The following is a 19,966-nucleotide window of genomic DNA, read 5'->3' on the forward strand; positions in this document are numbered from 1 at the left end:
CCCGAGCGCGAGAGGTCGACTTTATCATTCTGAATACCAAAATGGAGGGTGTGAATGCCGATTACACCGCGGTCCGAAATTGTCGCGCTGCCGGGATATGCGGCACGCCGATCCGAGTCGCTGCCGGCGAAGCTCGCCAACAACGAGCTTCCGGAGGCGACGCTGCCGCCGCCGGTCGCCGCCGCGATCGCGGCCGCCGTCGCCGAGTCGCACCGGTACCCCGACATGGCCGCGACGGACCTGCTCGACAGGCTCGCCGAGCGGCACGCGCTGCCGGCCGGGCGGCTCGCGGTCGGCTGCGGCTCGGTGGCGCTGTGCCAGCAGGTGATCCAGGCGCTGTGCCGGCCGGGGGACGAGGTGATGTTCGCCTGGCGCTCGTTCGAGGCGTACCCGGTCTTCGCCAGGATGATGAACGCCACCGGGGTGCCGGTCGCCCTCGACGACGGTCACGCCCACGACCTCGACGCCATGCTGGCCGCGATCACGCCCCGTACCAGGATCGTCTTCGTGTGCAACCCGAACAATCCGACCGGCACCGTGGTCTCCGGCGAGGCGCTGCGGAGCTTCGTCGCCCGCGTGCCGCCGGACGTCCTGGTCGTCATCGACGAGGCGTACCGGGAGTTCGTCACCGACCCCGGGGTGCTCGACGGGCTGGAGGCGGTACGCGGTGCGGAGAACGTCGCGGTGCTGCGTACCTTCTCGAAGGCATACGGGCTCGCGGCGCTGCGGGTCGGCTATCTGGCCGGCCCGGCGACGGTCGCGTCGGCCGTCCGCAAGGTCGGCGTCCCGTTCGGCGTGAACGGGATCGCCCAGGCCGCGGCGGTCGCCGCCCTCGCCGTCGAGGGCGAGGTCACCGAGCGGTGCCGGCGGATCGCCGCCGAGCGGGACCGGGTCCGCGGCGACCTGCGGGCGCAGGGCTATCCGGTTCCGGCGACCCAGGCGAACTTCGTCTGGCTCCCGCTCGGCGACCGCACCGGGGACTTCGTCGCGCACGCGGCGGCGCACGGCGTGGACGTCCGAGGCTTCGCCGGTGACGGGGTCCGGGTCACCATCGGCGGCCCGGCCGGGAACGCGGCCTTCCTCCGGGCGTCCGGATCATTCCTGTCCGCCGGCCGCGAACTTGCGCAGCGCGGCGCGGTTGGGCAGGCCGGTCTTGGCCAGCAGGTTGCTGACGTGCCGCTCGACGGTGCGCGGTGACACGTGCAGGAGGTCGGCGATCTCCCGGTTGCCCATCCGCCCGGCGAGCAGTTCCAGCACCTCGAACTCGCGTCCGGTGACGCCCACCGACCGCAGCTCCTCCGGGACCCGGTCGACCCCGGCCCGGCGCTGCGGGACCCGGGCGCCCGACCTGCGCAGCAGGGCCCGGCAGGCGTCGGCCACGGGACGGACGTCGCGGTCGTGGAAGTACCGCTCGGCGGTGCGCAGCCAGCCGGGCGGGTCGCCCCAGCCGTCCACGATCGCCGCCTCGGCCACCAGGCGCAGGCCGAGGTTGCGGCTCATCTCGAAGGGCTCGGCCGCCTCCAGGGCCGCGGTCACCGCGTCCGCCGCCTCCGCGCCCCGCCCGGCCCGGCCGAGCAGGATCGCGTACGCGAACTGGGTGAACTGCCGGTCCCATCGCAGGGCGCTCGCCGGGTCGACGGCCATCGCGTCGTACTCCGCCCAGTCGGCTTCGCCGGCCAGCACGCGCATCAGCAGATGCAGGCCGTGCCGTCCGGAAAGGTAGTAGATGCTGGGCCCGCCCTCCACCCCGGACATCGCGCGGGCCAGCTCGTCGTGGGCGAGCCGCCGGTCCTCGCCGAGCAGCGCGCAGAACGCCCCGGCGAGCCCGTGCGCCCGGGGCGCGTGCAGGGCGAGGTTGCCGCCCCACCGTTCGAACTCGGCGAGCGCCGCGGTCATCGCGGTGCGGTCGCCCTCGTGCCCGGCGCACACCGCCCGCAGCAGCAACAGGTAACGCGTGGTCTCGAGAAGCTTCAGCCGTACGGTGGAGTCCAGCGCCTGATCGATGAGGGCGCGCGCCGCCGGGTAGTCGCCGCGCAGGATGGTGTGCAGCGCGATGCTGGACTCGGCCTGGTAGTGGGCGGTCACCGCGCCCACCCGGCCGGCCTTGTCGCGGGACTCCTCGAGCCGGGTCGTGTCCGCGTGCCGCAGGGCGTCGTCGTTGCCGAGGCGGATCAGCGCGTGGATCTCCCAGATCGGCAGGCCGTGCCGGGCGGCGAGGACGTTGGCCCGTTCCAGGCAGCGGGTCGCCTCGTCCGGGTTGCGGTGCCGCACGATGGCGCCGAGCAGCTGCCACGCCTGGCAGGCCACGACCGGCAGCGGTACGGCTTCGGCGACGGTGGCCGCGTGGCGGGCCAGCCGTTCGGCGCGGTCGAACTGGTCGGCGCCGGTGATGTCGAGGGCGAGGTGGGCCTCCACCACGTCGATCGGCGCGATGTCCTCCGGGGCCGGAACCGGGCCGAGCAGGCCGCGTGCCACCGTGGCCTGGTGCACCGCCTCGTCGAGCCGGCCGGCCACGGCGGCCGCCCAGGCGACCTGGGTGTGCAGGCGGGCGCGTCGCCGGGGGGTGAGCCCGCGTACCTGATCGAGGGTGTTGATCGAGGTCAGTGCCCGCTCCACCTCACCGGCCTCGGCCAGGGCCAGCAGCAGCTGTTCGAGGGCGTCGGCACGGTCCGACGCGTCGGTCAGCAGCTCGGTGGCCCGGTCCAGCAGGGACACCGCCGAGGCGGCGGCGCCACTGGCGAGCGCCCGCCGGCCGGCCTCGGTGAACAGCCGGCCCGCGGCGGGGCGGTCGCCCGCGTCCAGCCGCAGCCGGGCCGCCACCTCGCACCACTCGCCCGGATGGTCGGGAAAGAGGGTGTCGACGGCGCCGGCCACCGTGGCGGCGAGCCGAACCTGCTCCGCGCGATCCATGCGAGCCAGGACCGCGTCCCGGTTGAGCTGGTGACGGAACGTGTACCAGTCGGCGGTGTACTCGTCCGGGGCCACCAGGTGACCGGCCAGGTCGTCCTGGAGCAGGCTCAGCATGACCCGGTCGGACAGGCCGGTGGCCAGCTGCACGACCGCGAGCGGAAAGCGCGGCCCGAAGGTGGCCGCTGCCGAGAGCACCTCGAGCGTCTGCGGCCCGAGGATGGCCAGGCGCCGGGCCAGCGGGCGGGTGAGCTCCGGGGTGACCGCGGCCGCGTGCTCGCCGAGCCGCCACGAGCCGCCGTCCGGGACGATCAGCTCCTCGTCGACCATGACCTTGAGCATCTGCTCGGCCATGAACGGGTTTCCCGCACTGCCCGCCCACAGCAGCTCCACCGCGCTCTCGGGCAACCGCGCCCCGTCGGCGTCGAGGCAGGCGCCGGCCATCCGGCGCAGCGTCGGACGGCGCAGCGGGCCCAGCTCGAGCATGGTGCACCGGCCTCGCTGGGTGGCGGTCCTGGCCAGCGCGTACGCGACGCTGTCGCCCTCGCGGATACCGCCCAGCAGCAGGGTCGGCTGCATGTCGACGTTGTCCACCAGATACTCGAGCACCGCCAGCGTCTCCGCGTCGGCGTCGTGCAGGTCGTCCAGGCTCAGCAGGCATCCGCGGCCATGACCGGCGAGCCCGGTGAGCCGGAGGGTGGCCTCGGCCAACACGACCAGGGACTCGCCGCCTCCGCTGGGCGGCTCACCCCAGCCGGGGATCATCCGGCCGAGGATCGGTCCGTACGGTCCGAGTTCCGCCGGCTCGACGCGTTCCATCCTCAGCAGATAGAGGGCCGCCTCGGTGAGCGGCCGCAGCGGGGTGGCCGGGCCGACCGAGCTGGCCCGGCCGCGCATCAGGCGCATGCCGGCGGCGTACGCGATCTCGGTCATCGTGGACAGCAGCCGGGACTTCCCGATGCCGGCCTCTCCGGTGACGAAGACCGCGCCGCCGCGGCCTCCCCGTGCCTCGGCCAAGGCTTTCTCTACTACGCTCACCTCCCGGTCCCGGCCGATCAACATCGTCGAGTGTGGACGCATGCGGGTGAACCTACTCGGGGTGTCCGCCGCGTAACAGCTTGACAAGCATTGCCGACAGTTCCTGGCCGGGCGCCCCTACAGAGGGGACGGCGGGCAGCAGCTGGTCTCCAGGATGACCAGGTTCTCCGCGCCGGCGCCCTGCACCGCGGCGGCGATCCCGGCCGTCACCACGGCTACTGGCAGGGCGATCTGGGCCAGAGCGGCCGCCCGTACGCCGAAGTTGACCGACGGCAGCAGGCGCATGCGGCCGACGGCGTGCTCGGTGGTTTGTTCGCACTCGCCGTACTCGTCGTTCTCGTCGTTTTTGATCTCAGACATGGATCAGGTCCCCTCTGTCGGATGGTTGGCTGTCGATGCCAGGTCGTGGGCGGGCTGGAGCAGCAGGACCGAGGGCACGTCGCCGGGGGCGGCGAGCCGCAGCAGCCCGTATCCGATGCCGGCGAGCCCCGTCAGCAGGCCGGGCGTGCTGACGTCGCCGGGTACCCCGCACACCGGGCCGCCTCGGCGCAGGGCCTCCAGCACCCCGCCGGTCCGGCGGCGCAGCGCCGTGGCGGCGGGGGAGGGCCGGTCATCACCGGACGCCGCGATCGTCGCGAGCACGTCGAGCACGCCCAGCTCGCCGTGGCAGAGCGACAGATCGCGGTGGGCCGGTCCGTCGGCCAGCGCGGTCACGTCCGCGGCCGGCATCTCGTGCGGGACGCAGACGCCGGCGAGAGCCACCCCGGGATCGCCGTTGCACCAGCCGCCGCCCACGGGCGCGCCGTCGGCGGTCGCACGGGCCACCACCTGCGAGGCCAGCCGGCGCCCGGCCGCGCGGTGCTCCGGCCGCGGACCGCATCGCACGAGTGCCCAGGCGATGCCGCTCAGCCCGTCGGCGAACGAGAGCGGCAGAGTGCCGTCGACGTGGTCGGCGATCCGGGCGAGCCGGTCGGCGCAGTCGATCTCCGCCTCGGAGGCGGGTCCGGGACCCAGGCAGCGGCGCACCGCGGACAGGGCGGCCAGGCAGCCGGCGAGGCCGTCGGACCAGCCGGGTCCGGACAGCGCCCGCGACGACCGGCCGGCCAGCGCGGCCAGCCGTGCGGCACCGTCGCGTAGCGCCGGGTCGTCCAGCAGCAGACCGAGCCGGGCCAGGCCGTACGCGATCCCGCCGAGGCCGTTCAGGCCGCCCCAGCCGACCGTTTCGACCAGCTCGGGGCGGCCCGCGAACAGGTCGACCAGCGCGGGTGTGCCGGCCACCGCGGCGCGGGCCTGACCGGCGTAGCGGCCGACGCCGGTCACGGCGGCCAACTGGGCCAGGAACAGCGCCACCCCGAGGTATCCCGTGCCGAGGCTCGCGCCCATCGGCAGCACCAGCCACTGGCCGTCGACGTGTTCGACACCCAGCCAGTTGACCCGCTCCTCGCCGTACATCCGGGTGACGACGGCGTCGGCCATGGTGCGGGCGGCGGTGAGCAGGGCGTCCGGATGCACGACGGGGTTCGTCGGACTGGCCGGGGCCGGGACGCCGGGCCGGGGCGCCGGGTGGGCGGGCGCACCGCGCCGGGTGGCCAGCGTCGCTGAGATGATCCACTCCTGCTGCCGCCGGTCCACGTGGCCGAGCCCGGCGAGGGTGCCGAGGGCGGCGGCGACCCCGGCCCGGGGCAGCGGCACGGGGAAGCACGTGCCGTCCGGGGTCCGCAGCTCGCCGGAGCCGGCCGAGGCGAGGAACATCGGCACGTCGCCGTTCCACATCGCCGTGATCTCGTGCCCGACGAGCTGGGCCAGCAGCGGGTTGGCCCAGCGGTTGGCGTAGAGCACCGCGAACGCCTCGTCCCGGTCCAGCCCGTCGCGCAGCACGTCCGGGTGCGTCGTCTCGTCCAGGATCGTCGCGTACATCCAGCTGGGCCGGGTGATCACCCGGATCTCCAGATCGGCGCAGGCGGCGACGGCCGCGGCGAACTCGGCACGGTGGGTGGCGACGAAGTCGTAGGCCTGCCGGAAGCCGGCCACGATGGACTGCTCGTGGTCGCCGGGGTCGAGATCGGCGCCGGCCAGGCGGGGCCGGTTGGCCGAGCCGGTCATGGCGTACGGGCGGCGCACGAGCCGCATCCGGTCGGTGCCGGCGTCGAGCCAGTCCACCACGCTCGCCGGGCAGTGGCCGTCGCGGTCGCCGCCCAGCCCGGACAGGTCCGCGGCGCCCTGGTCGCCGATCACCAGCAGCGGCAGCAGGGCGGTGCGGTAGACCGACGAGGCGAGGGCGCCGGCCGCCGGGTCGGCGTCACCGGCGGGTGTCAGCTCGGCGTTGAACAGCGTCTCGGTGTCGATCAGCACGGGGGTCCCGGCGTCGGCGACGACGTTCTCGTAGTGCATGTCGGTGGTGCGCAGCACGTGCAGCAGGGCGAGCAGCGCGCCCTGGCGGCGGTAGAACCGGTCGGCCTCGGCGCGGTCGGGCAGGTCGCGGGCCGCCACGTACGCGGTCCAGCCGTAACCGGACCGGGCGACGGTGCGTGCGGTGCCCGGGGACAGCTCGGGGTGCCCGGCCGACAGCAGGTCGATGAACCGGCCCATGACGACCTGTGTGGTCACGTCCCGCGGCTTGTAGACGACGCGGCTGCCGTCGGCGAAGTCGACGAAGCTGACCGTGCGGCCGTTGTGGTGCCGGTCGCCGAGGCCGGCCACGACGGCGACGACCGGTCCCGGGTCGGCGGCACCGAGGAGAGAGCCGACCACCTCGTCGCGGTCGGCGGCCAGGCGGGCGAGCAGTTCCCGGGTCGCCGTCACGGTCGCGTCGGTGGCCTGGGCCAGCAGCCGCGCCAGTACGGGATACCGGGTGAGCAGCGCGGCCAGGCCGCGGGGGGACGCCATGCGGCGCGCGAAGTCGAGGAACCGGGCCCGCTCGTCGTCCCCGGTGAGCCGGTCGCGGGCGCCCCAGCGGTGCAGTTCGGCGACGAGCGCGCGGGCGGCCAGGTCGACGAGGTTCCGGCGCAGCGCCGTACCGAGGTGGAGAGCGACTTTCGGCAGGTCGAGCCAGTCGCCCGGGCCGGCGCCGGCGATGATCCGCTCGACGGCGTCGTCGGTGAACGGCCGCAGCACCCGGCCGAACGCGTCGCGCCAGTCGCCGTCCACCTCGGCCGCCGAGGCCGGCGCCGCGGCCGCCACCGCGCGCTCGGCGGTCGCCACCCACGCCGGCCGGACGGTCCGGGCGGCGAGGTCGGCGGCCGGCTCGGCCCGCAGCGCCGGCACCGCCTCCGGGTTCAGCCCGAGGTCGGCGAGGCGCTGCGTGAAGGGCTCGCCGGGGTCCGCGCACGACGGGCCGGCGGCGGGGCCGGGGCGGATCCGCTCGTGCAGGGCCAGTGCGGGCGCCCACCACCCGGCGCCGAGGAGCTTCCCTTCGGCGGGGGTGGAGGGGACGGCCATGGCGAGAACGATGCCCGCCCGTTCGTACGCAGTCATGGGTGTTTCGCACCCACATTTCGCCGCCGGTCAGGTCGGGGCGGCTCACCGGCCACGATCCGGCCTCCCGGAGCCGCCATGCGGGCCCGGTCGCCGGCGCCGGAACCGTCGGTCGGCCGCGGCGGCCGGGGAGAAATGTGCGGGCCGGCGCCGGATGCGGCCCGCCGTTACCCGCGGCAACTCTGGGGCCACCGCGCGTGGCGATCACTACGAGTTGCGGAGCGAGCGATGGAGTACCGGATTCTCGGCCCCCTCGAAGCCCGGCGCGGGGGTACCGCAATAGACATCAGGGGCAGACGCCAGCTGACCGTACTGGCGATCCTGCTCGTGGACGCGAACCGGGTCGTGCCCACGGATCACCTGGTCGAGGCGGTATGGGGCCGTCGACCGCCGACCACCAGCCGCAGCCAGATCCACATCTGCGTCTCGTCCCTGCGCCGTCAGCTGTTCGCCGGCGACGACCTGATCGACACGCGCGCCCCCGGTTACCGGCTGCGGGTCGCCGAGGAGGAGCTGGACCTGCACGTCTTCCAGGCCCGCGTGGCGGCCGCCCGGACGGCGGTCCAGGACGCGGACCCGCTGCGGGCCGTGGCCGAGCTGCGGGCGGCGCTCTCGCTGTGGCACGGCCGCGCGCTGGCCGGCATCGGCGGCGACGCGGTACGCGCACTGGCCGCCCGGTACGACGAGCAGCGACTCGCCGTACACGAGGAATGCCTGGAGCTGGAGCTGGCGCACGGCCCGGCGACCGCCCACGACCTCGCCGGTGAGCTGCTGGCCCTGGTCGCCGCCCATCCGCGCCGGGAACGCCTGCTGGCCCTGCTGATGACCGCGTTGTACCGGGCCGGCCGGCAGGCGGAGGCCCTGGACGAATATCACAAGGCCCGGCTGCGGTTCGTCGGTGAGCTGGGCATCGAGCCCGGCTCCGGACTGGACACGCTGTACCAGCGGATCCTCGCCCACGATCCGGCGCTGGCGGGCCCGGCCGCCCCGCCGCCGGAGCCGGTGCGTGCGGCGCGGACCGCCGACCGGGCCCCGCGCCGCCTCCCGGCCGACGTCGCGGACTTCACCGGCCGCCGGGACAGCCTCACCGGCCTGTTGACGGCGCTCGAACGGACCAGCGGCACCGCGGTGCCCACGGCGGTGGTCAGCGGCCGCGGCGGCGTCGGCAAGACCACGCTGGCCGTGCATGCCGCCCACCTTCTCGCGCCGCGGTTCCCGGACGGGCAGTTGTTCGCACGGCTCTCCGGGCCGGACGGGGCGCAGAACCCGCACGAGGTGCTCGGGCGCTTCCTGCGCGCGTACGGGCTGGGGGAGCGGGACATCCCGGACGGCACCGAGGAACGGGCGGAGACCTACCGCGATCTGATGGCCGACCGCCGGGCCCTGGTGATCCTCGACGACGCGCTCACCGAGAGCCAGGTGTTCCCGCTGTTGCCGGGCACGTCGCGGTGCCGGGTGATCATCACGTCGCGCCGGCCGCTGCCCGGCCTGCCCGCCGCCGTACGGCTGCGGCTGGCGCCCTTCACCGAGCGCAGCGCGCTGGAACTGGGCGGCCGGATCGCCGGGCACGCCCGGATCGAGGCCGACCATGCGGCCGCCGTGGCGCTGAACGAGACCTGCGGCTACCTGCCCCTCGCACTGCGGTTGGCGGCCGCCCGGCTGGCCGCGCACCCGCACTGGACGGTCGCCGACCTCGTCGCCCGGCTCGGTGCCGGTTCCGCCTGGCTGGCCGAGATGGAGGCCCAGACCGGCGTGGATCAGGCGTACGCCGGCCTGTCCGACGACGCGGGCCGCCTCTTCCGGCTGCTGCCGCTGGTCGAGGCGGCCGACTTCCCGGCATGGGTCGGCGCGCCGCTGCTGGACGTGGACCTCTGCCGTGCGGAGGCGCTGTTCGACGAACTCGCCGACATGGACCTGCTGGTCGCGCGGCCCGGTCCCGGCGGCACACGGTACTGGGTGCCCGGCTGGATCCTCGGCTACGCGCGACGGCTGCAGGCGCCGGAGCACGACCAGGCCCGGCGCAAGTCGCACGAACGCCTGCTGGGCGCGCTGCTCTACCTGTCCGAGATGGCGCATCGCCGGCGCGGCGGCCACGACCTGCGGCAGGCCGGGAACGGGGCGAGCCGCTGGGAGCTACCGGGCCCGGCGGCCGACCTGATCACCGCGGACCCGGCCGGCTGGTACGGGCGGGAACGTCCCTGGGTGCTGCGGGCGGTACGGCAGGCCACCGCGGCCGGCTTCGCCGAGCACGCATGGGGACTGGCGATGTGCACGGTGACCTTCGCCGGGCTGCCGGCACCCGCCGGCCGCTACCCGGACGACGAGTCGTGACCGTCCGGCCGGCTGAGCTCGGCCTGCGCCCCCAGCACCGCTTGCAACAGGACATTCGCGCCGTTGACGAGGTCGCCGGGCCCGGTGTCCTCGCCGGGTGCGTGGCTGATCCCGCGGCGGCTCGGCACGAAGATCATCCCGACCGGGGCGATCCGGGCCACGATCTGGGCGTCGTGCCCGGCCCCGCTCGGCATGGTGAGATGCGGCAGCCCCAGCCGGTCGGCCGCCTCCCGGATCACGCCGCGCAGGGCGGGCGCCGTCGACACCGGCCGCGACCGCATGGTGGCGGTGACCTCGACCCGGCAGCCGGAGGCCGCCGCCACGCGAGCGCACTGTTCGCGTACGACGTCCTCGCCTCGCGCCTGCCGGGCGGGATCGGTGTCGCGAACCTCGGCGGACAACCGCACGACACCGGGGACGGTGTTGGTGACGTTGGGCGCGGCCTCGATGAAACCGGTGGTGGCCGTCGCGCACACCCGGTCCTCGGCGGCGATGCGGCGGACGGCGAGGACGATCTCGGCCGCGGCCGTCAGGGCATCGCGGCGGTCGGCCATCGGCGTCGTCCCGGCGTGCTGCGCCTCACCGGTCACGCCGATGTCCAGGATCGTACGCCCGACGATGCCCTCCACCACGCCGACCGGCACCCCCTGGCGCTCCAGCGACGGACCCTGCTCGATGTGCAGCTCGATGAAGGCGGCCACGCTGCCCGGCGGCCAGGCCACATCGGCCAGCCGGTCCGGCGCGCCACCGGCCGTGGCCAGGTAGGCGCCGACCGGCCGTCCGGTGCGGTCGGTGGCGCCGAGCGGGTTCGCCAGCGAACCGCACAGCATCCGCGAGCCCCAGAACGGGGTCTGCACGAGCGCGCCCTCCTCGTTGGCGAAGGCGACGACGACCATCTCGACCGGCAGGCTGACCCGGTGCTCATGCAGGACCCGCAGCGTCTCGAGGGCGGCGAGCACCCCGTACGCGCCGTCCAGCCGGCCACCCCGCACCACCGTGTCCACATGCGAACCCACCAGCAGGACCGGCTTTGCGCGGCGCGTTCCCGGCCGGCGGGCGAACAGGTTGCCGGCCGGGTCCGTCTCGGCCTCCAGGCCGGCCGCGGCGCACAGGTCACCGAGGAACACCCGGGCGGCGTGCTCCTCCGCGCTGAGCCCCAGCCGGGTCACCCCGCCGGCCGGATCGGCCCCGATCTCGCCGAGTCGGTCCAGCGAGTCGATCAGTCGCGCGCCGTCGATCCGGAGCCCGGCGTGGCTGTCCAGGACGAGGCCGCCGGACTCGCGTGCTTTCAGGTTCGGCTGGGACATTGCCCTTCTTCCGCTCGTAGGGTTCCGTCTGTCCGGAGGGAACGACGCCGATGGCCCGGGTGCTGATCTGCGCGGTTCACACGCTGACCCGGCTGGGCCTGCGCGCCGTCGTCGACGGCTGCCCCGGCGTCGCGCTCGCCGGCGAGGCGGCCGACGGGCAGCAAGCCCTGGGAATGGTCCGGTCGTTGCGCCCGGACGTGCTGATCGCCGACGAGGCGCCGCCGCAGGTGGACGGCGTGGAACTGTCCCGGCGTACCCGCGACGATCCGGCGGCGCCGGCGGTGCTGTTGCTGCTCGACCACAGCGACCAACGGGTGGTGGAGGGCCTGCGAGCCGGCGCACTCGGGATGCTGAACAAGGACTGCGAGCCGGCCGAGCTGGGTGCGGCGGTGCGGGCCGTGACCGCCGGGCGGCGGTTCGTCTCCACCCGGCCGGGCGGCCGGACCTTGGCCGGCGTCCCGCCGGCCCTGGCCCGGCTGACGCCCCGGGAGCGGGAGGTGCTCGTGCTGCTGGCCGGCGGGCTGTCGAACGAGGAGATCAGCGCCCAGTTGCTGGTGACCCGGCCCACGGTCAAGTACCACGTGTCGCATCTGCTGCAGAAACTCGACGTCCGGGACCGGCTCCAGGCGGCGGTCTTCGCATACCAGCACGGGATCACCGGGCCGACCGGCTGACCGTCGTGAGATCCACCATGGTGCGACCGTAGGGCCCGCGACCCGAGGCCGACACCGCCGGAAGAATGGGTGCGGCCTATACCTCGGGCGGGGTCGGAAAACGCTATCGCCGAACTATTCCTATTCGCGACTGTCGTTTCTCCATCGTTTCTCCTTCACCGCTTTCCCGGACTCTTGACCCTGGTCGATCGCGATTCCTAAGGTCCGCTGGGATGGCTACTGAAGAGGAACTCCGGAAGTATCTGAGGATCGCCGTCGGCGACGCTCAGGAGTACCGTCGGCGGCTGCGCGAGGCCGAGGAACGAGACCGGCAGCCGATCGCGATCGTCGGCATGGCGTGCCGCTATCCCGGCGGAGTCACCTCGCCGGAGGACCTGTGGCGGCTCGTCGCGGACGGGGTGGACGCGATCGGCCCGTTCCCCGGCGACCGGGGCTGGGACCTGACCGCACTCTACGACCCGGATCCGGACGCCGCCGGCACCTCGTACGCCCGGGCCGGCGGGTTCCTGCACGACGCCGCCGACTTCGACCCCGAGCCGTTCGGCATCTCGCCGCGCGAGGCCCACGCGATCGACCCTCAGCAACGGCTGCTGCTGGAGGTCGCCTGGGAGACCTTCGAACGGGCCGGCATCCCCCCGGAGAGCGTCCGCGGCAGCCGCACCGGCGTGTTCGTCGGCGTGATGTACGACGACTACGCATCCCGGCTGGCCCCCGCCCCCGCCGCGTACGAGGGTTACCTCAGCGCCGGCAGCGCGGGCAGCGTGGCGTCCGGCCGGCTCGCGTACACCTTCGACCTCAAGGGTCCCGCCATCACCGTGGACACGGCGTGCTCCTCGTCGCTGGTCGCGCTGCACCTGGCCGTGCAGGCACTGCGCCGCGGAGAGTGCCGCATGGCGCTGACCGGTGGCGTGACCGTGATGGCCACACCGACGTCGTTCATCGAGTTCAGCCGGCAGCGCGGCCTGTCCGCCGACGGCCGCTGCCGGGCCTTCGCGGAGTCGGCCGACGGCACCGGCTGGGCCGAGGGCGCCGGGCTGCTGCTCGTGGAGCGGTTGTCGGACGCGGTACGCGAGGGCCACGAGGTGCTGGCGGTGATCCGTGGCTCGGCGGTGAACCAGGACGGCGCCAGCAACGGCCTGACCGCACCCAGCGGCACCGCCCAGGCGCAGCTGATCGAGCGGGCCCTGGCCGACGCCGGCGTGCCGGCCGCGGAGGTCGACGTGGTGGAGGCGCACGGCACCGGCACCCGTCTCGGTGACCCGGTCGAGGCGCGGGCGCTGATCGCCACGTACGGGCGGGCCCACACGGCCGACCGCCCGTTGCGGCTGGGGACGCTGAAGTCCAACATCGGGCACACCCAGGCGGCCGCCGGTGTCGGTGGAGTCATCAAGATGGTCGAGGCGCTGCGGCGCGGTGTGCTGCCCGCGACGTTGCACGCCGACCGGCCGACGTCGCACGTGGACTGGTCGGCCGGCACCGTGACCCTGCTGACCGAGCCGGTCCCGTGGCCCGCGGCCGGCCACCCGCGGCGGGCCGGGGTCTCGTCGTTCGGCATCAGCGGCACCAACGCGCATCTGATCCTGGAAGCCGTGCCGCCCGCCGCGCCGGCCGCACCGGATCCGCCTGAACCTGCCGCCGGCGTCGTTCCGCTGCTGCTCTCGGCGGCCGGCGCCGACGCGCTCGCCGCCCAGGCGCAACGGCTCCTCGGCCCCCTGGCATCCGCCGGCCTGGCCCCGCTCGGGCACACCCTCGCGACCGCCCGCGGCACCCTGCGGCACCGGGCGGTGGTGCTGGCCGCGGACCCGGGCGAAGCCGCGGCGGGCCTGCGCGCGCTCACCGCCGGCGAATCCACGCCACAGGTGTTCCGCGGCGTCGCCGACGAGGGCCGCACGGCGTTCCTCTTCGCCGGCCAGGGCTCCCAGCGCCCCGGCATGGGGGAGGGGCTGTACCGGGCGTACCCGGCCTACGCGGCAGCCTTCGACGCGGTCTGCGCCGCCATCGACCCGCATCTGACCCGGCCGTTGCGCGACGTGGTCTTCGCCGCCGAGGGCACGGCCGAGGCGACCCTGCTCAGACGCACCGAGTGGGCGCAGCCGGCCCTCTTCGCCGGCGAGGTCGCCCTGTTCCGGCTGCTGGAGTCCTGGGGCGTACGGGCGGACGCGGTGCTCGGCCACTCCGCCGGCGCCCTGGCGGCCGCGCACGTGTCCGGCGCACTGCCGCTGGCCGGAGCCGCCGAACTGGTGGCCGCCCGGGGCCGGGCCATGGGCCGGTTGCCGGCCGGCGGAGCGATGGTCGTGGTGAACGTCGCCGAGCCGGAAGCCGCGGCCCTCATCGCCGGCTACGAGGCCCATCTCTCGGTGGCCGCGGTGAACGGTCCGGAATCGACCGTCCTGTCCGGCGAGCGCCTCGCGCTGGCCATCGTCGTGGCGGCCTTCCAGTCCGGTGGCGGCAAGGCGACCTGGCTGCGCGTCAGCCACGCCTTCCACTCCCCGCTGATCGAGCCGGCGCTCGCCGGGCTGCGCGGCGCGGCCACCCGCCTCGACCCGGCCGAGCCCGGCATCACCCTCGTCTCCGACCTGACCGGAAAGGCCGTGGAGCCCGGCGGTCTGACCGACCCGGACTACTGGGCGCGGCACGCGCGCGGCACCACCCGATTCCTGGACGGCATGCGTCACCTCGCCGAGCTGGGCTGCACCCGCTTCCTGGAGGTGGGCCCCGGCGGCGACCTGGCCGCGCCGGCCGCCGCCTGTGTGCCCGGCAGCACCGTCGCGGCGGCCCTGCGAGCCGGCCGGCCGGAGCCCGCGACGTTGCTCGGCGCGCTCGCCCGGCTGCACGTCGTGGGCCAGCCGATCGACTGGGCGGGCGCCCTCGGCGGACGCGGCGCCCGGCGGATCCCGCTGCCGACGTACGCGTTCCGGCGCAGCCGATTCTGGCTGGACCCGCCCGCACCGGCCGGAGGCCACGACGCGGCCCGCGCGGCCGGCTGCACCCCGGCCGGCCACCCCCTGCTGGGCGCGGTGGCCGAGATCCCCGCAACGGGCGCCCTGCTGCTGACCGGCCGGCTGACGACGGGCGACCACCCGTGGCTGGCCGGGCACCGGGTCGCCGGCACGGTGCTCCTGCCGGGCGCCGCATGGCTGTCGATCGCCGGCCACGCGGCCCGGGCGGCCGGCTGCACCACGGTCGAGGAGCTGATCCTGGAGAACCCCCTGCCGGTGCCCGAGGACGCCGAGATACAACTGCGGGTGTACGTCGACGCGCCCGACGACTCCGGACGGCGGGCGGTCACCGTGCACGCCCGCCGGGAGGCGCACGAGTGGGTCCGGCACGCCCACGGCATCCTCGGCGACGAACCGGCCGGACCGGTCGCCGACCTGACCGCATGGCCACCGCCGGACGCGGAGCCCGTGCCCCTGGCGCCGGACCACCTCTACGCCCAGCTCGCCGCGCGGGGACTCGACTACGGACCCGACTTCCGCGGCGTCCGGGCGATGTGGCGCCGCGGCCCGGAGACCTACGCCGAGGTGACGCGGCCGCACGACGGCCATCTCCTGCATCCGGCGCTGCTGGACGCCGCGCTGCACCCGCTCGTGCTGACCGGCGTGGCCGGCGCGGACGGCACACCGGTGCCCCACACGTGGTCCGGCGTCCACCTTCCGGACACCGCCGTCTCCGCACTGCGGGTACGCCTGGCCCCGGCCGGCGCGCGGGCGGTCTCGATCGACATGGCGGACACCGACGGCGAACCGGTGGCGTCGATCCGCTCACTCGCGCTGCGCCCGATGCCCGGCGCCCGCGACGGCCTGCTGGTTCCCTCGTGGACGCCGCTCGCAATCCCGCCGGGGCCGGCCGACCGGTGGACGGAGGCGGACGGCCCCCCGCAGCAGGCGGACCGGATCCGGTACTCCTGCGACGTCCGAGGCGACGACGCCGCCGCGGTCCGGGCGGCGCTCCACCCCCTGCTGTCCCTGGCCCAGACCCTCACCTCCGACGACCGGTTCGCCGGCACCCGCCTGGCCGTACTCACCCGCGAAGCCGTCGCGGTCGACGGCGAGCAGCGGCCGGCCGGGCTCGCCCAGCGAGCCGCCTGGGGCTTCGTGCGGGCCCTGCAAGCAGAACATCCCGGCCGGTTCATCCTCGCCGACGATGACGGCGAGCCCGCCTCCCGGCAGGTGCTGGAGGCGGCCCTCGCGACCGGCGAGCCGCAGATCGCCCTGCGCGCCGGCGTGGCGTACCGCCCGGTGCTCGTCCACGACGAACCGGCCACCGTGCTCACCCCGCCGGCCGGGGAGCCGCACTGGCGCCTCGACTTCGTCGGCCGCAAGACCTTCGACGGCCTCACCCTGGCGCCGTGGCCCGAGGCCGGCGCTCCGCTCGGTCCGGGCCAGATCCGGGTACGCATGCGGGCCGCCGGCGTGAACTTCCGGGACGTCCTGCTGACCCTCGGCGTGATCGCGCCGTCGGTGGACGCCGACGCGACCCGCCCCGGCCAGGGCGGCGAGGGTGCCGGTGTCGTCATCGAGACCGGCCCCGGCGTGACCGCATGGCGAACCGGCGACCCGGTGATGGGCCTGTTCGCCGGCGTCGGGCCGGTCACGGTCACCGACCATCGGCTGGTGTGCCGGATCCCCGACGGCTGGTCCTTCGAGCAGGCCGCCGCCGTGCCGGTGGCCTACCTGACCGCGTACCACGGCCTCGTGGACATCGCCGGCCTCCGCGCCGGCGAGTCCGTCCTCGTGCACGCCGCGACCGGTGGCGTCGGCACCGCCGCGCTCGCGCTCGCCCGGCATCTGGGCGCCGACGTGTACGCGACGGCGAGCCCCGCCAAGTGGGACGTCCTGCGCGCGGCCGGGCTGCCGGACGACCACATCGCCTCGTCCCGCACCCTGGACTTCGTCCGCTTCGAGGGTGTCGACGTGGTGCTCAACTCGCTGGCCGGCGAGTTCATCGACGCCTCGCTGAGCCTGCTGCGCGACGGCGGCCGGTTCCTGGAGATGGGCAAGACCGCGCGGCTCGACCCCGCGGCGGTCGCCGCGGCGCATCCGGGTGTCGCCTACCGGGCCTACGACGTACGCGACCCCGGGCCGGACCGGATCCGGGACATGCTCGCCGGCCTTCTCGACCTCTTCGACCGGGGGATCCTCACACCGCCGCCGATCGCCACCTGGGACATCCGGCGGGCACCGGCCGCCTTCCGTCACCTCGGCGAGGCACGGCACATCGGCAAGGTCGTGCTCACCCTCACCGGCGACGAGGTCTGGGACACCACCCGCGCGGTCCTGATCGTCGGCGGACACGGCCGGCTCGGCCGGCTGGCCGCCCGACACCTGGCCACCGCGCACGGCGTCCGGCAGCTCGTGCTGATGGGCCGGCGCCTCCCGGCGCCCGGCAGCGCGGCCGCACGCGACCTCGCCGACCTCGCCGCCGGCGGCACCGACGTGCGCAGCGTGGCCTGCGACGCCGCCGACCGGGACGCCCTGGCGGCGGCCCTCGACGGGCTCGGCAGCGACGGCATACGCCTCGGCGGCATCGTGCACGCGGCGGGCGTCCTCGACGACGGTGTGCTCGCCGCCCTCACCCCCGAACGGCTCGACCGCGTCCTGCGGCCCAAGGTGGACGCGGCCCTCAACCTGCACGCCGCCACCCGTGACATGGACCTGCGCCGGTTCGTCGCGTTCTCCTCCCTCGCCGGCACCCTGGGCACCGCCGGGCAGGCCGGCTACGCCGCCGGCAACGCCTTCCTGGACGCCCTCATGGAGCTGCGGCGAGCGCAGGGACAGCCGGGCGCCTCGATCGTCTGGGGCCTGTGGCGCGGCGACGGTGACGACGGCGGCATGGGCGGCGGCCTGACCGAGGCCGACATCGCCCGGATGGCCCGGACCGGAGTGGTGGCGCTCTCCGACGAGCAGGGCCTCGAACTGCTCGACGCCGCGATCCGCCGGGACACGCCCACCGCCGTCGCGGCCGCCTGGGCACTCGGCGACGTGGCCCCCTCTCCGATGCTGCGCGACCTCGTACGCCCCCGTGCCGCCGAACCGGAGCCACCGTCCGGCGCCCCGGCCGACACGCTCATCGACGTCGTACGCCGGGAGACCGCCGTCGTGCTGGGACACCCGTCCGGTCTGGCGGTCGAACCCCACACGCCCTTCGACCGCATCGGCCTCGACTCACTCGCCGTGGTGGAACTGCGCAACCGCATCGCCGCCGCGACCGGGACCCGGCTGCCGGCCACCTTCATCTACGACTGGCCGACCCCGGCCCACCTGGCCGATCATCTCGGCCGACTGGCCCAGGAGGCGACGTGCTGAACGTGGAGACCACGCCGATCCGGACCGTCCACCCCCGGCCGGCCGCCCCGGCGCGGCTGGCCTGCTTCCCGCACGCGGGCGGCAGCGCCGATGCCTTCACCGCCCTCGCCGCGGCCTTGGCCGTCTCCGTCGCCGCCGACGTGGAGACCCTCTCGTTCCAGTACCCGGGCCGCCGGGAACGCGCGGCACAACCGTGCGCCACGGACATCGCCGCGCTCGCCGCCGAGGCGGCCGGCGCGCTGTCGTCGCGCCTCGACCGCCCGTTGTACCTGCTCGGCCACAGCATGGGCGCCCTCGTCGCGTTCGAGACCGCGCGGCTGCTGGAAAGCGAGGGTACGGTCACCGGGGTCTTCGTCTCGGCCGCCCGGCCGCCCGGCGACGACTGGGCGGAACCCGATCTCGACACGATGGACGACGCGGCGGTGATCGCCGAGCTGCGCCGGCTCGGCGGCGTCCCCGAGGCCCTGCTGGCCGAGGCCGACGTGGTCGAGGAGATCCTGCGCCTGCTGCGGGCCGACCACCGGGCGCTGCGCCGCTACGCGTGCCCGCCCGGCGCCGCGCTCCGCGCACCGGTGACCGTCCTGCTCGCCGACGCCGACCCCAAGAACTCACCCCAGCAGGTCGGCCGCTGGGCCCGGCACACCACCGGCGGCTGCGACACCGTGCGGCTGTCCGGCGGCCATTTCGCGTTGCTGGCCCCCGGTTCCGAGGCGGCCGCAATCCTGGCGGACCGCATGCGCCCCGCGCCCGCCGGCCTGGTCCGCGACATCTACCTCGCCGGCCTCGGGGGCGGCACCCCCCGGCTGACCACCGACCTGACCGCCCTGGAAGACCTGGCCCGCCCGGTCCTGACGCCGGCCGCCCTCGGCTACGTCACCGGCGACGCCGGAACCGGTGAGACCGGCCGGGCCAACCGGGCCGCCTACACCCGCCGGCACCTGGTGCCCCGCATGCTGCGCGGCGCCGACCGCCGCGACCTGAGCGTCACCGTTCTCGGGCAGCGCCTGCCGGTGCCGGTGCTGCTGGCACCCGTGGCCGCCCAGACCCTGGTGCACCCCGACGGCGAGCTGGCGTCGATCCGCGGCGCGGCCGACGCCGGCGTCCCGTTCGTCCTGTCCACCTGCGCGTCGCACTCCCTCGAGGAGGTCGCCGCCGCGGCCGGCCCGCAGCCACGGTGGTTCCAGCTCTACCTGCCCAATGACCGTGCCCTGGCCGAGTCCCTGGTCCGCCGCGCCGAGCGCCACGGATACACGGCGATCGTGCTGACCGTGGACGCACCGACCTTCGGCTACCGCCCCACCGACCTGGACCGCGGCTACCTGCCCTTCCTGCACGGCGCCGGCGTCGCCAACTTCACCACCGACCCGGTCTTCCGGGCCGCCGTGCCGCCCGGCCACGACACCCGCGCCGTCCTCCAGCACTGGGCCGAGGTGTTCGCCAACCCCGGCCTGAACTGGGACGACCTGCCGTGGCTGCGGACCGTCACCTCGCTGCCGATCCTGCTCAAGGGAATCCTGCACCCGGCCGACGCCCGGCGCGCGCTGGACCAGGGCGCGGTGGACGGCCTGATCGTCTCCAACCACGGCGGGCGCCAGCTCGACGGGTCGGTGGCCGCCCTGGACGCCCTTCCCGCCGTAAGGGCCGCGGTGGGCGACGCCGTGCCGATCCTCACCGACTCCGGCATCCGAACCGGCAGCGACGTCGTCAAGGCGCTGGCGCTGGGCGCGGACGCCGTCCTGCTGGGCCGGCCGTACCTCTTCGGGCTGGCCCTCGACGGCCGGGCCGGCGTGGCCCACGTGCTGCGCTGCCTGCTCGCCGACCTCGACCTGGCCCTCGCCCTCACCGGCTGCACCCGCATCGCGGACGTCACCACCGACCTCCTCGGGGATGCCTGACACCGGCAGAGCAACGGCGCGCTCGCCTTCGA

Annotated in this window: 8 protein-coding genes and 1 pseudogene; 5 read left to right on the forward strand and 4 right to left on the reverse strand. The window is 75.3% G+C overall.

Features of this window, described 5'->3' with window-relative positions:
- Positions 1-54 precede the first annotated feature (54 nt).
- A complete protein-coding gene (locus tag IEZ13_RS39870; RefSeq protein WP_183226760.1) occupies positions 55-1,197 on the forward strand; it encodes a histidinol-phosphate transaminase in 1,143 nt (380 codons plus the stop codon).
- On the opposite strand, the gene IEZ13_RS39875 is transcribed toward IEZ13_RS39870, so the two are convergent.
- The 3 genes from IEZ13_RS39875 to IEZ13_RS39885 form a co-directional block, all read right to left on the reverse strand.
- The gene (locus IEZ13_RS39875) at positions 1,096-3,987 is read right to left on the reverse strand and encodes an ATP-binding protein (RefSeq protein ID WP_183226761.1); all 2,892 of its coding nucleotides are present in this window, start codon (positions 3,985-3,987) and stop codon (positions 1,096-1,098) included. The genes IEZ13_RS39870 and IEZ13_RS39875 overlap by 102 nt on opposite strands.
- A gap of 75 nt (positions 3,988-4,062) precedes the next feature.
- On the reverse strand, positions 4,063-4,305 hold the full coding sequence (locus IEZ13_RS39880) for a hypothetical protein (RefSeq protein WP_183226762.1): 243 nt from the start codon (positions 4,303-4,305) through the stop codon (positions 4,063-4,065).
- A 3-nt stretch (positions 4,306-4,308) separates the two neighbouring features.
- A complete protein-coding gene (locus IEZ13_RS39885; protein WP_229795626.1) occupies positions 4,309-7,419 on the reverse strand; it encodes a type 2 lanthipeptide synthetase LanM family protein in 3,111 nt (1,036 codons plus the stop codon).
- A gap of 228 nt (positions 7,420-7,647) precedes the next feature.
- Between IEZ13_RS39885 and IEZ13_RS39890 the strand changes: the two genes are divergently transcribed.
- A complete protein-coding gene (locus tag IEZ13_RS39890) occupies positions 7,648-9,750 on the forward strand; it encodes an AfsR/SARP family transcriptional regulator (protein ID WP_183226763.1) in 2,103 nt (700 codons plus the stop codon).
- On the opposite strand, the gene IEZ13_RS39895 is transcribed toward IEZ13_RS39890, so the two are convergent.
- Positions 9,729-11,057 carry a Zn-dependent hydrolase gene (locus IEZ13_RS39895; RefSeq protein ID WP_183226764.1) on the reverse strand — a complete coding sequence of 443 codons (1,329 nt, stop codon included), beginning with the start codon at positions 11,055-11,057 and terminating at the stop codon, positions 9,729-9,731. The two genes, IEZ13_RS39890 and IEZ13_RS39895, sit on opposite strands and share 22 nt — an antisense overlap.
- Positions 11,058-11,107: 50 nt before the next feature.
- On the opposite strand from IEZ13_RS39895, the gene IEZ13_RS39900 reads away from it, so the two are divergent.
- The 3 genes and pseudogenes from IEZ13_RS39900 to IEZ13_RS39910 all read left to right on the forward strand — a co-directional run bounded on the left by IEZ13_RS39900 (position 11,108) and on the right by IEZ13_RS39910 (position 19,934).
- Positions 11,108-11,731, forward strand: a complete 624-nt coding sequence (locus IEZ13_RS39900) for a LuxR C-terminal-related transcriptional regulator (RefSeq protein WP_183226765.1) — start codon at positions 11,108-11,110, stop codon at positions 11,729-11,731.
- Positions 11,732-11,997: 266 nt separating this feature from the next.
- Positions 11,998-18,039: pseudogene (locus IEZ13_RS39905) on the forward strand (type I polyketide synthase); the annotation flags it as partial.
- Positions 18,033-19,934 (forward strand): alpha-hydroxy-acid oxidizing protein, encoded by a 1,902-nt coding sequence (locus IEZ13_RS39910; RefSeq protein ID WP_183226767.1) that lies wholly within the window; start codon positions 18,033-18,035, stop codon positions 19,932-19,934. The pseudogene IEZ13_RS39905 and the gene IEZ13_RS39910, both read left to right, overlap by 7 nt.
- The last annotated feature ends 32 nt before the right edge of the window (positions 19,935-19,966 follow it).

Origin of the sequence: Actinoplanes campanulatus, assembly GCF_014647795.1 — a bacterium.
Taxonomy (GTDB): domain Bacteria; phylum Actinomycetota; class Actinomycetes; order Mycobacteriales; family Micromonosporaceae; genus Actinoplanes; species Actinoplanes campanulatus.